The organism is Pseudomonas sp. BP01 (assembly GCF_022760795.1).
Lineage (GTDB): Bacteria > Pseudomonadota > Gammaproteobacteria > Pseudomonadales > Pseudomonadaceae > Aquipseudomonas > Aquipseudomonas putida_Q.
The window spans coordinates 42,847-56,147 of the sequence record NZ_JAFBKA010000040.1; the positions used below are offsets into that span (position 1 = coordinate 42,847).

Here is a 13,301-nt window from a genome sequence, read left to right on the forward strand (position 1 = left end):
AGGCGTGCGCAGGCATCTGACCCGACCCGGCCAGTCATACCATCGCCACAAAGGGCCACAGTGCCCCACGACAAAAAACGATCGCTGCCGGGAGATACACGATGTTCAGCAAGCAAGACCAGATCCAGGGTTACGACGACGCACTGCTGGCGGCGATGAATGCCGAGGAACAGCGCCAGGAAGATCACATCGAGCTGATCGCCTCGGAGAACTACACCAGCAAGCGCGTCATGCAGGCCCAAGGCAGCGGCCTGACCAACAAGTACGCCGAAGGCTACCCGGGCAAGCGCTACTACGGCGGCTGCGAGCACGTGGACAAGGTAGAAGCCCTGGCCATCGAGCGCGCCAAGCAGCTGTTCGGTGCCGACTACGCCAACGTCCAGCCGCACTCCGGCTCGTCGGCCAACGGCGCCGTCTACCTGGCCCTGCTGCAGGCCGGTGACACCATCCTTGGCATGAGCCTGGCCCACGGCGGCCACCTGACCCACGGCGCCAAAGTGTCGTCCTCGGGCAAGCTGTACAACGCCGTGCAGTACGGCATCAACACCCACACCGGCCTGATCGACTACGACGAAGTCGAACGCCTGGCGGTCGAGCACAAGCCGAAAATGATCGTTGCCGGTTTCTCGGCCTACTCCAAAACCCTCGACTTCCCACGCTTCCGCGCCATTGCCGACAAGGTGGGTGCGCTGCTGTTCGTCGACATGGCTCACGTAGCCGGCCTGGTTGCCGCTGGCCTGTACCCGAACCCGATCCCGTTCGCCGATGTGGTGACCACCACCACCCACAAGACCCTGCGCGGCCCTCGTGGCGGCCTGATCCTGGCCAAGTCCAACGAAGAGATCGAGAAGAAGCTGAACGCCGCTGTATTCCCGGGCGCCCAGGGCGGCCCGCTGATGCACGTGATTGCCGCCAAGGCCGTGTGCTTCAAGGAAGCGCTGGAGCCTGGCTTCAAGGCCTACCAGCAACAAGTGATCGAAAACGCCCAGGCCATGGCCCAGGTGTTCATCGACCGCGGCTACGACGTGGTGTCCGGTGGTACCGACAACCACCTGTTCCTGGTCAGCCTGATCCGCCAGGGCCTCACCGGCAAAGATGCCGACGCCGCCCTGGGCCGCGCGCACATCACCGTCAACAAGAACGCCGTGCCGAACGACCCACAGTCGCCGTTCGTCACCTCGGGCCTGCGCATCGGCACCCCGGCCGTCACCACCCGCGGCTTCAAGGTTGCGCAGTGCGTGGCCCTGGCCGGCTGGATCTGCGACATCCTCGACAACCTCGGTGACGCAGACGTCGAAGCCGATGTGGCGAAGAACGTCGCGGCGCTGTGCGCAGACTTCCCTGTTTACCGCTGAGTGGAGTAAACGACCATGCAACGCTACTCGGGCTTCGGCCTCTTCAAACACTCCCTCAGCCACCACGAAAACTGGCAGCGCATGTGGCGCACGCCAACCCCTAAAAAGGTGTACGACGTGGTCATCGTCGGCGGTGGCGGCCATGGCCTGGCCACGGCCTACTACCTGGCCAAAGAGCACGGCATCACCAACGTTGCCGTGATCGAGAAAGGTTACCTGGGCGGCGGCAACACCGCCCGTAACACCACCATCGTGCGTTCCAACTACCTGTGGGACGAGTCGGCGCAGCTGTACGAGCACGCCATGAAGCTGTGGGAAGGGCTGTCCCAGGACATCAACTACAATGTCATGTTCTCCCAGCGCGGCGTGTACAACCTGTGCCACACGTTGCAGGACATTCGTGACTCCGAGCGCCGCGTCAGCGCCAACCGCCTCAACGGCGTCGATGGCGAGCTGCTGAACACCGCCCAGGTCGCGGCCGAAATCCCGTACCTGGACTGCTCGAAGAACACCCGTTACCCCATCCTTGGCGCAACCGTTCAGCGCCGTGGTGGCGTAGCCCGCCACGACGCCGTGGCCTGGGGCTATGCCCGCGCTGCCGACGCCCTGGGCGTGGACCTGATCCAGCAGACCGAAGTGATTGGTTTCCGCAAGGAAAACGGCGCGGTCATTGGTGTGGAAACCAACAAAGGCTTCATCGGCGCCAAGCGCGTTGGCGTGGTCACCGCCGGTAACTCCGGGCACATGGCCAAGCTGGCCGGCTTCCGCCTGCCGCTGGAATCGCACCCGCTGCAAGCGCTGGTATCCGAGCCGATCAAGCCGATCATCGACAGCGTGATCATGTCCAACGCCGTGCACGGCTACATCAGTCAGTCCGACAAGGGCGACCTGGTGATCGGTGCCGGTATCGACGGCTGGGTCGGCTACGGCCAGCGCGGTTCGTACCCGGTGATCGAGCACACCCTGCAGGCCATCGTCGAGATGTTCCCCAATCTCTCGCGCGTGCGCATGAACCGCCAGTGGGGCGGCATCGTCGACACCTCGCCGGACGCCTGCCCGATCATCACCAAGACCCCGGTCAAGAACATGTTCTTCAACTGCGGTTGGGGCACTGGCGGCTTCAAGGCGACCCCGGGTTCGGGCAACGTCTTCGCCGCGAGCCTGGCCAAGGGCGAAATGCACCCGCTGGCCGCGCCGTTCTCCATGGACCGTTTCTACAACGGCGCACTGATCGACGAACACGGCGCCGCCGCCGTCGCCCACTAACCGGAGACACCGTCATGTTGCATATTTTCTGTCCCCACTGCGGCGAGCTGCGCTCCGAAGAAGAGTTCCACGCCTCTGGCCAGGCGCACATCGCCCGCCCGCTGGACCCTGCCGCCTGCTCCGACGAGGAGTGGGGTACCTACATGTTCTACCGTGACAACCCACGCGGTATTCACCATGAACTGTGGGACCACGTTGCCGGCTGCCGCCAGTACTTCAACGTCACCCGCGACACCGTGACCTACGAAATTCTGGAAACCTACAAGATTGGCGAGAAGCCGCAAGTGACCGCCAACGGTAAAGCTGCAAACGCACCGTCGACCGTCAAAGGCCAAGGGGAAAAAGTATGAGCCAGACCTATCGCCTCGCCAGCGGCGGCCGCATCGACCGCAGCAAGGTCCTGAACTTCACTTTCAACGGCAAGACCTACCAGGGTTATGCCGGTGACAGCCTGGCCGCTGCGTTGCTGGCCAACGGCGTCGACATCGTTGGCCGCAGCTTCAAGTACTCGCGCCCACGCGGCATCATCGCTGCCGGTACCGAAGAGCCGAACGCCATCCTGCAGATCGGTTCCAGCGAAGCCACCCAGATTCCGAACGTGCGCGCCACCCAACAGGCGCTGTACGCAGGCCTTGTTGCCACCAGCACCAATGGCTGGCCTAACGTCAACAACGACGTCATGGGCATCCTCGGCAAGGTGGGCGGCAGCATGATGCCGCCGGGCTTCTACTACAAAACCTTCATGTACCCCAAATCGTTCTGGATGACGTACGAGAAGTACATCCGCAAAGCTGCAGGCCTTGGCCGTGCACCGCTGCAGAACGACCCGGACAGCTACGACTACATGAACCAGCACTGCGATGTGCTGATCGTCGGCGCCGGCCCTGCTGGCCTGGCCGCTGCACTGGCTGCTGCGCGCAGCGGCGCCCGTGTGATCCTGGCTGACGAGCAGGAAGAGTTTGGCGGCAGCCTGCTCGACAGCCGCGAAACCCTCGACGGCAAGCCTGCCGCCGACTGGGTCAACGCCGTGATCAAAGAGCTGGAAGGCCTGCCGGAAGTGACCCTGCTGCCACGCGCCACGGTCAACGGCTACCACGACCATAACTTCCTGACCATTCACGAGCGCCTCACCGACCACCTCGGCGACCGCGCCCCGATCGGCCAGGTACGCCACCGTGTGCACCGTGTACGCGCCAAGCGCGTGGTACTGGCGCCCGGCGCCCACGAGCGCCCGCTGGTGTACGGCAACAACGACGTACCAGGCAACATGCTGGCCGGTGCTGTTTCCACCTACGTGCGCCGCTACGGCGTGGCCCCGGGCCGCAAACTGGTGCTGTCGACCAACAACGACCACGCCTACCGCGCCGCGCTGGACTGGCACGACGCTGGCCTGCAAGTGGTCGCCATCGCCGACGCCCGCCACAACCCACGTGGCTCGCTGGTTGAAGAAGCGCGTGCCAAAGGCATCCGCATCCTCACCTCCAGCGCCGTGGTCGAGGCCAAAGGCAGCAAGCACGTGACCGGCGCCCGCGTGGCGGCCATCGATGTGCAGGCGCACAAAGTCACCAGCCCAGGCGAAACCCTTGAGTGCGACCTGATCGCAACCTCCGGTGGCTACAGCCCGATCGTGCACCTGGCTTCGCACCTGGGCGGTCGCCCGGTATGGCGTGACGACATCCTCGGTTTCGTACCGGGCGATGCCCCGCAGAAACGCGAGTGCGTGGGTGGTATCAACGGCGTCTACGCCCTCGGTGACGTGATTGCCGATGGCTTCGAAGGCGGCGTTCGTGCAGCCACCGAGGCAGGCTTCAAAGCCTCTGTCGGCACCCTGCCAAAAACCGTGGCGCGCAAGGAAGAGGCCACCGTGGCGCTGTTCCAGGTGCCGCACGACAAAGGCAGCAAGGGGCCGAAGCAGTTCGTCGACCAGCAGAACGACGTGACCGCCGCCGGTATCGAACTGGCCACCCGTGAAGGCTTCGAGTCGGTCGAGCACGTAAAACGCTACACCGCGCTGGGCTTCGGTACCGACCAGGGCAAACTGGGCAACATCAACGGCCTGGCCATCGCCGCCCGTTCGATCGGCATCACCATTCCGGAAATGGGCACCACCATGTTCCGCCCCAACTACACGCCGGTCACCTTCGGCGCCGTAGCGGGCCGTCACTGTGGTCACCTGTTCGAGCCCGTGCGCTTCACCGCCCTGCATGCCTGGCACGTGAAGAACGGCGCCGAGTTCGAAGACGTCGGCCAGTGGAAGCGCCCTTGGTACTTCCCCAAAGCCGGTGAAGATATCCATGCCGCCGTGGCCCGCGAGTGCAAGGCCGTGCGCGACAGCGTAGGCCTGCTGGACGCCTCGACCCTGGGCAAGATCGACATCCAGGGCCCGGACGCGCGCGAGTTCCTCAACCGCATCTATACCAATGCCTGGACCAAGCTGGACGTGGGCAAGGCCCGCTACGGCCTGATGTGCAAGGAAGACGGCATGGTCTTCGACGACGGTGTAACCGCCTGCGTTGGCGACAACCACTTCATCATGACCACCACCACCGGCGGCGCCGCCCGCGTGCTGCAGTGGATGGAGCTGTACCACCAGACCGAATGGCCGGAGCTGAAGGTGTACTTCACCTCGGTCACCGACCACTGGGCCACCATGACCTTGTCCGGCCCCAACAGCCGCAAGCTGCTCAGCGAGCTGACCGACATCGACATGGACAAGGAAGCTTTCCCGTTCATGACCTGGAAGGAAGGCAACGTCGGCGGCGTGCCGGCCCGCGTGTTCCGTATCTCGTTCACCGGTGAGCTGTCGTACGAAGTCAACGTGCAGGCCAACTACGCCATGGGTGTGCTGGAACAGATCATCGAGGCCGGCAAGAAGTACAACCTGACCCCGTACGGCACCGAGACCATGCACGTACTGCGTGCCGAGAAGGGCTTCATCATCGTGGGCCAGGACACCGATGGTTCTATGAACCCGGACGACCTGAACATGAGCTGGTGTGTGGGCCGCAACAAGCCTTACTCGTGGATCGGCCTGCGTGGCATGAACCGCGAAGACTGCGTGCGCGAGAACCGCAAGCAGCTGGTAGGCCTGAAGCCGGTCGACCCGACCAAGTGGCTACCGGAAGGCGCCCAGCTGGTGTTCGACCCCAAACAGCCGATCCCGATGGACATGGTTGGCCACGTTACCTCCAGCTACGCGTCCAACTCCCTGGGCTATTCGTTCGCCATGGGTGTGGTCAAAGGCGGCCTCAAGCGCATGGGCGAGCGTGTCTACTCGCCGCAGGCAGATGGCAGCGTGATCGAGGCGGAAATCGTGTCTTCGGTGTTCTTCGATCCGAAGGGTGAGCGGCAGAACGTTTGACTCCGGGCCCTGTGCGGGCAGGCCAGGCCTATCGCCGGCAAGCCAGCTCCCACAGGATCGATGCAGCTTTGAAGGTGGGTGCAATCCCTGTGGGAGCTGGCTTGCCGGTGATAGGGCCGGTAGCCACCACACAGAAGCTGCGTCGCATCGACGAACAAGAATTCAAGGCAGGTAAGAAATGAGCGCTATCAACGTCTTCCAGCAAAACCCCGGCGCCGAGGCCAAGGCCCAGTCGCCACTGCACCACGCCGACCTGGCCAGCCTGGTTGGCAAAGGCCGCAAGAACGCAGGCGTGACCCTGCGTGAACGCAAGTTCCTTGGCCACCTGACCCTGCGTGGCGATGGCCACAACCCGGAATTCGCCGCCGGCGTGCACAAGGCCCTGGGCCTGGAGCTGCCAGTGGCCCTGACCGTGGTCGCCAACAACGACATGTCGCTGCAATGGGTCGGCCCCGACGAGTGGCTGCTGATCGTGCCCGGTGGCCAGGAGCTGGCAGTCGAGCAAAAGCTGCGCGCAGCCCTTGAAGGCCAGCACATCCAGGTGGTCAACGTCAGCGGCGGGCAAAGCCTGCTGGAACTGCGCGGCCCGAACGTGCGCGAAGTGCTGATGAAATCCACCAGCTATGATGTTCACCCGAACAACTTCCCGGTGGGCAAGGCCGTAGGTACCGTGTTCGCCAAGTCGCAACTGGTGATCCGCCGTACCGCCGAAGACACCTGGGAGCTGGTGATTCGCCGCAGCTTCGCCGACTACTGGTGGCTGTGGCTGCAGGACGCTTCGGCCGAATACGGCCTGAGCATCGAAGCTTAAGGAGAGCAGAACATGAGTCGGGCACCGGATACCTGGATTCTCACCGCCGACTGCCCGAGCATGCTCGGCACCGTCGACGTGGTGACGCGTTATCTCTTCGAGCAGCGCTGCTACGTGACGGAGCACCACTCCTTCGATGACCGGCAGTCGGGGCGCTTCTTCATTCGCGTCGAATTCCGCCAGCCGGACGATTTCGACGAAACGGGCTTCCGTGCCGGCCTGGCCGAGCGCAGCGAAGCGTTCGGCATGGCCTTCGAGCTGACCGCACCCAATCACCGCCCCAAGGTGGTGATCATGGTGTCCAAGGCCGACCACTGCCTGAACGACCTGCTGTACCGGCAGCGCATCGGCCAGCTGGGCATGGACGTGGTTGCGGTGGTGTCCAACCACCCCGATCTCGAACCCCTGGCGCACTGGCACAAGATCCCTTACTACCACTTCGCCCTCGACCCCAACGACAAGGCGGGGCAAGAGCGCAAGGTGCTGCAGGTGATCGAGGAAACCGGTGCCGAGCTGGTTATTCTCGCCCGTTACATGCAGGTGCTGTCGCCCGAGCTGTGCCGGCGCCTGGATGGCTGGGCGATCAATATTCACCACTCGCTGTTGCCGGGTTTCAAGGGCGCCAAGCCTTACCACCAGGCGTACAACAAGGGCGTGAAGATGGTCGGCGCCACGGCGCACTACATCAACAACGACCTCGACGAAGGGCCGATCATTGCCCAGGGCGTCGAGGTGGTGGACCACAGCCACTATCCGGAAGACCTGATTGCCAAGGGGCGGGATATCGAATGCCTGACCCTGGCGCGGGCTGTGGGGTATCACATCGAGCGGCGGGTGTTTCTGAATGCCAACCGCACCGTGGTGCTGTGAACAATAGGGTCGTCAGGTACGGACGACCCTATTATTCTTTCTCGTAGCCGATCTGAACCTTCAGGGTGCCGCCATCGACGAAGGTCCAGGTCTTGCTGATGATGCGGTAGTCCACATCGCTGTCATCAGTCTCTTGAGTGTAAGTGTCGCCGACTTTCATGTACGACTCCGCTTGCGCTTTGCTGAATTGGAAAGCCGAATCCGCATAGCCAGGGCCACCTTCAGTGAATACGGTGACCTTCAGCATCTGCGAGGTGTTTTCTCGCCAGCTTTTGCGGGTGACCCGGGTCGGACCAGGCGCCCCAGCGAAAACGATTTCATCGTCGACGCTCATCGTGGCCAGTGCGATCTTCTTCTCGATATCTGATTTGAATTCACTCATCACTAACGCTCTTGTAAGTTTGACAGTAAGCCAATGCTAGGTTTCGGGCCGAGCCTTTGGCTACTGGCAGAAATGCCAGGTCGTGTGATGAAGCGCTGCCGCTAAATAGCATCTTTTTGTCGCATCCAGTCACCGGCCACGCGCAAAAAAAACCTCAGATGAGGGGTTTTTTTGCACTTCATTAATCGAACCGTCGGCTGTAGTAAGAGCTACCTCTCAAACCCCGTGCACGTTGCTCCAAGTAGGAGAGGGTGGGGCTGGCAGGGGGACTGCCCGTCGGTGTTGAGTCTGTTGAAGTGTCTGTTAACAACGAGGATTCGGAAGACCAGCGGGGCGCTCGAGACACCGTGCCTGGCTGATGACGTGGCAGAACGCTCGCTGGCGAAGCCGATTGATTGTGATGCACAGAAGGCAAGTCGGGGAGCAAACGACCATGGGTTGCGCCCGTGGGCCAAGGAGGAGAAGCGTTCACCCCAGCTGGGACTATGCTCGGTGTCTCTATGAGAGCGGGCGCCGGTAGCGCTTGCTGTGGTGTCTGAATGCTTGAGTGGGGGGCTGTCACTGGCCTTGGCCTTGGGCTTGGCGCGACGGCCGCTTCCTGCCGAGATGGCCGAGGTAGGGATGAACCCATGAACATCCTTCCGTTAGAAGCGGTGAAAGGCAATGGGCGATGGCGGAGTCCAAGAAATTTGATAATGGCTTTTGCGAGCATGGGCAGGCGGATATGGCCTGACGGGTCGACGTGGTTGACGGGGTCACCTCGGCAATAACAGTAAGTGTTCAGTCCTCCCACTGAAAAAGGGCCCCAGCTATCTGGCGCGCAAAAGCGCATGAGTGTCGAGTTGAAGCCGCGGTAACCATTGCCTAACAATGACCCTGTAATAGCGTGGTCATAACGCTCGCCATTGAACCCAAGCAGCGTCAGGGGAGAAGGCAAGGTGGGGGCATGGCCATAACTTGAGTAGGCGTGAGTCTCCTCTTCCTCTTTGCTATCCACCTGCAGCACAGACCCTTTGTCGTCCGTTGCCAGCAGCCCGGCGCTGGAAGCTTCGCCGGCCTGCACCTCGGCCAGCGGCATCGCGGCATTGCGGAAGATAGCGCGGTGCTGGTCGCCGTGTTTGACGGTGATCAGCTTGTCGCCTTGGTAGAAAAACTGGGTGTTGCTCAATGATACGCTCATGGCTTCGGATCCTTGAGTGCTGTACGTCGAGTATCGGGTGGGTTATCTACAGGCGCTGGCCGTGAATCTTTTTCAGTTTTGAACAGTCGCCAGATTAATGAAACTGGCAAAAGTAACAGGTGCCGCCGGGGCATTCGCTTGCGCCCTTGCCCCGGCATTGGGCCTATCAGTGCATCATTCCGGCTCCCACAAGGTCTGTGGGAGCCGGCTTGCCGGCGATTGGGCCCACCCCTTTGGGCCTGCCGTAAAAAGGTATCTCCCTGTCGCTTCCAGTCACTGCGACATCGCCCATCAGGCCCACAATTCACTGCATTCCAGTAACACAAGCCGCCCATGGATGGCGGCGCGTTCAACCACCGCTGCATAAATAAAAATCAAGCGAGGTAAGAGCATGTCTGGCAATCGTGGAGTGGTATATCTCGGCGCCGGCAAGGTCGAAGTGCAACACATCGACTACCCGAAAATGCAGGACCCGCGTGGCAAGAAGATCGAGCACGGCGTCATCCTGAAGGTGGTCTCCACCAACATCTGCGGCTCCGACCAGCACATGGTCCGTGGCCGCACCACTGCCCAGGTCGGCCTGGTTCTGGGCCACGAAATCACCGGTGAAATCGTCGAGATCGGGCGGGACGTCGAACGTCTGAAAATCGGCGACCTGGTGTCGGTGCCGTTCAACGTTGCCTGCGGCCGCTGCCGTTCCTGCAAAGAGATGCACACCGGTGTCTGCCTTACCGTAAACCCGGCCCGCGCCGGCGGTGCCTACGGCTACGTCGACATGGGCGACTGGACCGGCGGCCAGGCTGAATACGTGCTGGTGCCATACGCCGACTTCAACCTGCTGAAACTGCCGGACCGCGACAAGGCCATGGAGAAGATTCGTGACCTGACCTGCCTGTCCGACATCCTGCCCACCGGCTACCACGGTGCCGTGACTGCCGGGGTTGGTCCAGGCAGCACCGTTTATGTAGCTGGCGCCGGCCCGGTCGGCCTGGCTGCGGCTGCCTCGGCCCGCCTGCTGGGCGCCGCCTGTGTCATCGTCGGCGACCTCAACCCGGCCCGCCTGGCCCACGCCAAGTCCCAGGGCTTCGAAGTGGTCGACCTGTCCAAGGACACCCCGCTGCACGAGCAGATCATCGACATTCTCGGTGAGCCGGAAGTGGACTGCGCCGTCGACGCCGTTGGCTTCGAAGCCCGTGGCCATGGCCACGAAGGTGCCAAGCATGAGGCGCCGGCTACCGTGCTGAACTCGCTGATGCAGGTTACCCGCGTTGCTGGCAACATCGGTATCCCGGGCCTGTACGTGACCGAAGACCCGGGCGCGGTAGATGCCGCCGCCAAGATTGGCGCGCTCAGCATTCGCTTTGGCCTGGGGTGGGCGAAGTCGCACAGCTTCCACACCGGCCAGACCCCGACCATGAAGTACAACCGCCAGCTGATGCAGGCGATCATGTGGGACCGTATCAATATTGCTGAAGTGGTGGGGGTACAGGTGATCAACCTGGATCAGGCGCCGGAAGGGTATGGCGAGTTTGATGCGGGTGTGCCGAAGAAGTTTGTGATCGACCCGCACAAGATGTGGGGCGCGGCGTGATGCCGTGATATAGCGAAAAGCCCCTCAACATGGAGGGGTTTTTTATGGCTGCTTGTCTGACCTTGCACGACAAGCACCGAGCCATCTGATCGGTGGCCAGCAGCCCGCTGGAGTGCGAGCTTTCATGCTGACGTTTGTTCATGTTCTGTCCAATATGACGCGGGAGGTCTTGCCATTTTTAAACAGCCTCCCGCTCAGTGACACTCGCAGAAATAAAGGTTTCAGCTGTTTATCCCCAGTTGTACGATGGTGTCATTCCGCAAAGCGGACCGTACGCATTCTTGAACCGACAGATGTTTGGGACGGTGCTGTTTCATTGGGGAAGAGCTCGCCATAAGCTGGAAGCGGTTCCGGTACAGGCTGGCTCCAGAGCCTGTCTCTCTTTTTTATTTGATGTTTGAGGTCCTGTGCCAAGAAAGGTGCTGTACGATCATTCATACGCTCGGCGATGTCTAATTCCACTTCGAGATTCTCGATTTTGGTGTGGGTTTTCCTAATTGCCCTTTTTGTAGGCTTCGGGAATTTACTGAAAGTCTCTGTATAGCTCGGTGGAGAAGGCTCGTTTGCAGCAAGTGCAATTGCCGGTTCACTGGTAGTGCGTTGCGCAAGTGGCATGGGGCTGGGGCGTGGCTGTCGGGTTCCACTGCGTAGGCCAAGCCTTTTACCTATTCCTTTGAAAACGCTACGCCAGCTGTGTCCGGTCGGGTCAATTCGGTTTACAGGGTCGCCTGCGCAGTAGGAATATGCGTTGAAGCCGCCTTCTTCGAAAGGGCTTTTCACATCGACCGAAAAAAACCTCATCAATGAAGGTGAATACAATCGATAGCCGGCGCCGAGGAAATATTGTTTAAGGGGTTCGAGCACACATTCACCGTTGAAACCTGTTAATGAACCAGGTATTGGCAAGGCGTAGCCGTAGGGTGTGTAGCGAACAATACTCATTTTTGCTTTCATCGTTAAACACTCGGTTTTGGTTGGCATTTATCGCGTGCACTCAGAATTCATTGCAGTATCAGAGAGATCGCTTCACCCGGCTACTAGCAAAAATAACAGGCGAGTTTCCCCCAGTGGACGCAATTTGACCGACAGCCGGCCCGGAACATTCCACCAACTCCAACGTCCAATGCCTCGTTTTCCAGGCCATCCCGGCCCACGAGGTCCCTACCGATGAAAGCATTCACCTTGGCAACCCTGATGACTCTGGCCGCAAGCCCGGTGTTCGCCTTTAACCTCAGTGACGCCGCCAACGCCGTGTCCGCGATGCAAACTCAGAAGCAGCAGGGCCAAGTACAGGCACCCGAGGCCCAGGCCAATCTGCTCAACACGTTGGGCAGCGAACTGAAGATCACCCCCGAACAGGCCGTTGGCGGGGCAGGGGCGATGTTGGGACTGGCGCGCAACAACCTCAGCAGCGATGACTACGGCCAGCTGACCCAGGCAGTGCCGGGGCTGGACCTGCTGGCCGGTGCGAATGCGTTGGGCGGGTTAAGTGGGTTGGGCGATTTGCTGGGCAAGAACAGCGAAAGCCAATCGGCTTTGAGCAACGCACTGGGCAACAACGTGGAAAACCGCAGCGACCTCGACAGCGCGTTCAAGGCGCTGGGGATGGATACCGGGATGATCGGGCAGTTTGCGCCGTTGATCCTGCAGTACCTGGGGCAGCAGGGGATTGCCGGGTCGTTGTTGCAGAATCTGGGTAGTTTGTGGACAACGCCAGCAGCGGCCACAGCACCGTCGGTGTGAGTTTGCGACCTACCAGCGAATCTCTTGCAGGCGATGCTGGATGCTATCTTTTTCAATCATTACTGCTTGGAGGCTTTGATTCATTGAAGTAAGGCGGCGCCGATAAGCAGGGAAGAGGTTGTGTTTTCTGTATTTAAGTCGAGTGGCAGGGTTCCAGAGGTGCTCGAGGTCGCTATTGAGTAACTCATTAAAAGTGTTCAGGCGATCCAGTTGGTTGATAAGTGTTTTTCGTTCCTGGAAATGCTTGTAGTGAGCCGAGTATTTTCTTTCAAAGAGGGTGCCTTCTTCAACGTTGACGCTCTTCGCCTTTTGATAGGCATTGACCAGAGCAGGCTCGGCCTGGGCCGTTGCGGGGCGCCGCCGCTTGTTGATGGCTGCCTGCAATTGCGCAACCGTCGGGGCGTGCCCTGAGCCGTCTTGATAATTTACCGGATCATTCTTGCAATAGGCATAGGCATTCAGCCCGCCTTCCAGAAATGGGCTGAGATCGTCGGGTCTCTGAAAGCGCATCAAGACCTGGCTGTAGCTGCGGTAGCCCTGGCCCAAGGCATATGTGTGGGTGGGCGGGTCATATCGCTCACCATTAAAGCCAAGCATGCCCCGGCTGCCTTTGTGTGAATCGCCCCTGGTTTCGTAGACACCTCCAAGCCTCATAATGAGGCCCAAATAGGAGGTGCCATGAGTCGTCAGCGTTACCCTGAAGAATTCAAGATCGAAGCGGTCAAGCAAGTGACCGAGAAAG

Annotated in this window: 13 protein-coding genes; 9 read left to right on the forward strand and 4 right to left on the reverse strand. The window is 60.9% G+C overall.

Annotated elements, in window-relative coordinates:
- Positions 1-101: 101 nt before the first annotated feature.
- The 6 genes from JOY50_RS25670 to purU all read left to right on the forward strand — a co-directional run bounded on the left by JOY50_RS25670 (position 102) and on the right by purU (position 7,663).
- The gene (locus JOY50_RS25670) at positions 102-1,355 is read left to right on the forward strand and encodes a serine hydroxymethyltransferase (RefSeq protein ID WP_138736484.1); all 1,254 of its coding nucleotides are present in this window, start codon (positions 102-104) and stop codon (positions 1,353-1,355) included.
- Between the two features lie 15 nt (positions 1,356-1,370).
- Positions 1,371-2,621: a sarcosine oxidase subunit beta family protein gene (locus JOY50_RS25675; RefSeq protein WP_016484536.1), complete on the forward strand. Its 1,251-nt coding sequence runs from the start codon at positions 1,371-1,373 to the stop codon at positions 2,619-2,621.
- 14 nt (positions 2,622-2,635) lie between these two features.
- On the forward strand, positions 2,636-2,971 hold the full coding sequence (locus JOY50_RS25680; RefSeq protein WP_016484537.1) for a sarcosine oxidase subunit delta: 336 nt from the start codon (positions 2,636-2,638) through the stop codon (positions 2,969-2,971).
- Positions 2,968-5,982 carry a sarcosine oxidase subunit alpha gene (locus JOY50_RS25685; protein WP_016497630.1) on the forward strand — a complete coding sequence of 1,005 codons (3,015 nt, stop codon included), beginning with the start codon at positions 2,968-2,970 and terminating at the stop codon, positions 5,980-5,982. Before JOY50_RS25680 ends, JOY50_RS25685 begins: the two co-directional genes overlap by 4 nt.
- A gap of 178 nt (positions 5,983-6,160) precedes the next feature.
- On the forward strand, positions 6,161-6,793 hold the full coding sequence (locus JOY50_RS25690) for a sarcosine oxidase subunit gamma (protein WP_016484539.1): 633 nt from the start codon (positions 6,161-6,163) through the stop codon (positions 6,791-6,793).
- Positions 6,794-6,805: 12 nt separating this feature from the next.
- On the forward strand, positions 6,806-7,663 hold the full coding sequence (purU, locus tag JOY50_RS25695) for a formyltetrahydrofolate deformylase (RefSeq protein WP_016484540.1): 858 nt from the start codon (positions 6,806-6,808) through the stop codon (positions 7,661-7,663).
- 31 nt (positions 7,664-7,694) lie between these two features.
- On the opposite strand, the gene JOY50_RS25700 is transcribed toward purU, so the two are convergent.
- Both JOY50_RS25700 and JOY50_RS29385 read right to left on the reverse strand, forming a co-directional pair.
- Positions 7,695-8,045, reverse strand: coding sequence for a hypothetical protein (locus JOY50_RS25700; protein ID WP_243056055.1), 351 nt, complete (start codon positions 8,043-8,045; stop codon positions 7,695-7,697).
- Between the two features lie 181 nt (positions 8,046-8,226).
- A complete protein-coding gene (locus JOY50_RS29385) occupies positions 8,227-9,108 on the reverse strand; it encodes an RHS repeat-associated core domain-containing protein (RefSeq protein WP_405046014.1) in 882 nt (293 codons plus the stop codon).
- Between JOY50_RS29385 and JOY50_RS25705 the strand changes: the two genes are divergently transcribed.
- Positions 9,013-9,216, forward strand: coding sequence for a hypothetical protein (locus tag JOY50_RS25705; protein ID WP_238342123.1), 204 nt, complete (start codon positions 9,013-9,015; stop codon positions 9,214-9,216). The genes JOY50_RS29385 and JOY50_RS25705 overlap by 96 nt on opposite strands.
- A 400-nt stretch (positions 9,217-9,616) precedes the next feature.
- Positions 9,617-10,816, forward strand: coding sequence for a formaldehyde dehydrogenase, glutathione-independent (gene fdhA, locus JOY50_RS25710; RefSeq protein ID WP_016497631.1), 1,200 nt, complete (start codon positions 9,617-9,619; stop codon positions 10,814-10,816).
- 252 nt (positions 10,817-11,068) lie between these two features.
- On the opposite strand, the gene JOY50_RS25715 is transcribed toward fdhA, so the two are convergent.
- Positions 11,069-11,770 (reverse strand): RHS repeat-associated core domain-containing protein, encoded by a 702-nt coding sequence (locus JOY50_RS25715; RefSeq protein WP_243056056.1) that lies wholly within the window; start codon positions 11,768-11,770, stop codon positions 11,069-11,071.
- 213 nt (positions 11,771-11,983) lie between these two features.
- On the opposite strand from JOY50_RS25715, the gene JOY50_RS25720 reads away from it, so the two are divergent.
- On the forward strand, positions 11,984-12,559 hold the full coding sequence (locus tag JOY50_RS25720) for a DUF2780 domain-containing protein (RefSeq protein ID WP_243056057.1): 576 nt from the start codon (positions 11,984-11,986) through the stop codon (positions 12,557-12,559).
- 9 nt (positions 12,560-12,568) lie between these two features.
- Here JOY50_RS25720 and JOY50_RS25725 read toward each other — a convergent pair whose 3' ends face one another.
- Positions 12,569-13,213, reverse strand: coding sequence for an RHS repeat-associated core domain-containing protein (locus tag JOY50_RS25725; RefSeq protein WP_405046015.1), 645 nt, complete (start codon positions 13,211-13,213; stop codon positions 12,569-12,571).
- Positions 13,214-13,301: the final 88 nt, after the last annotated feature.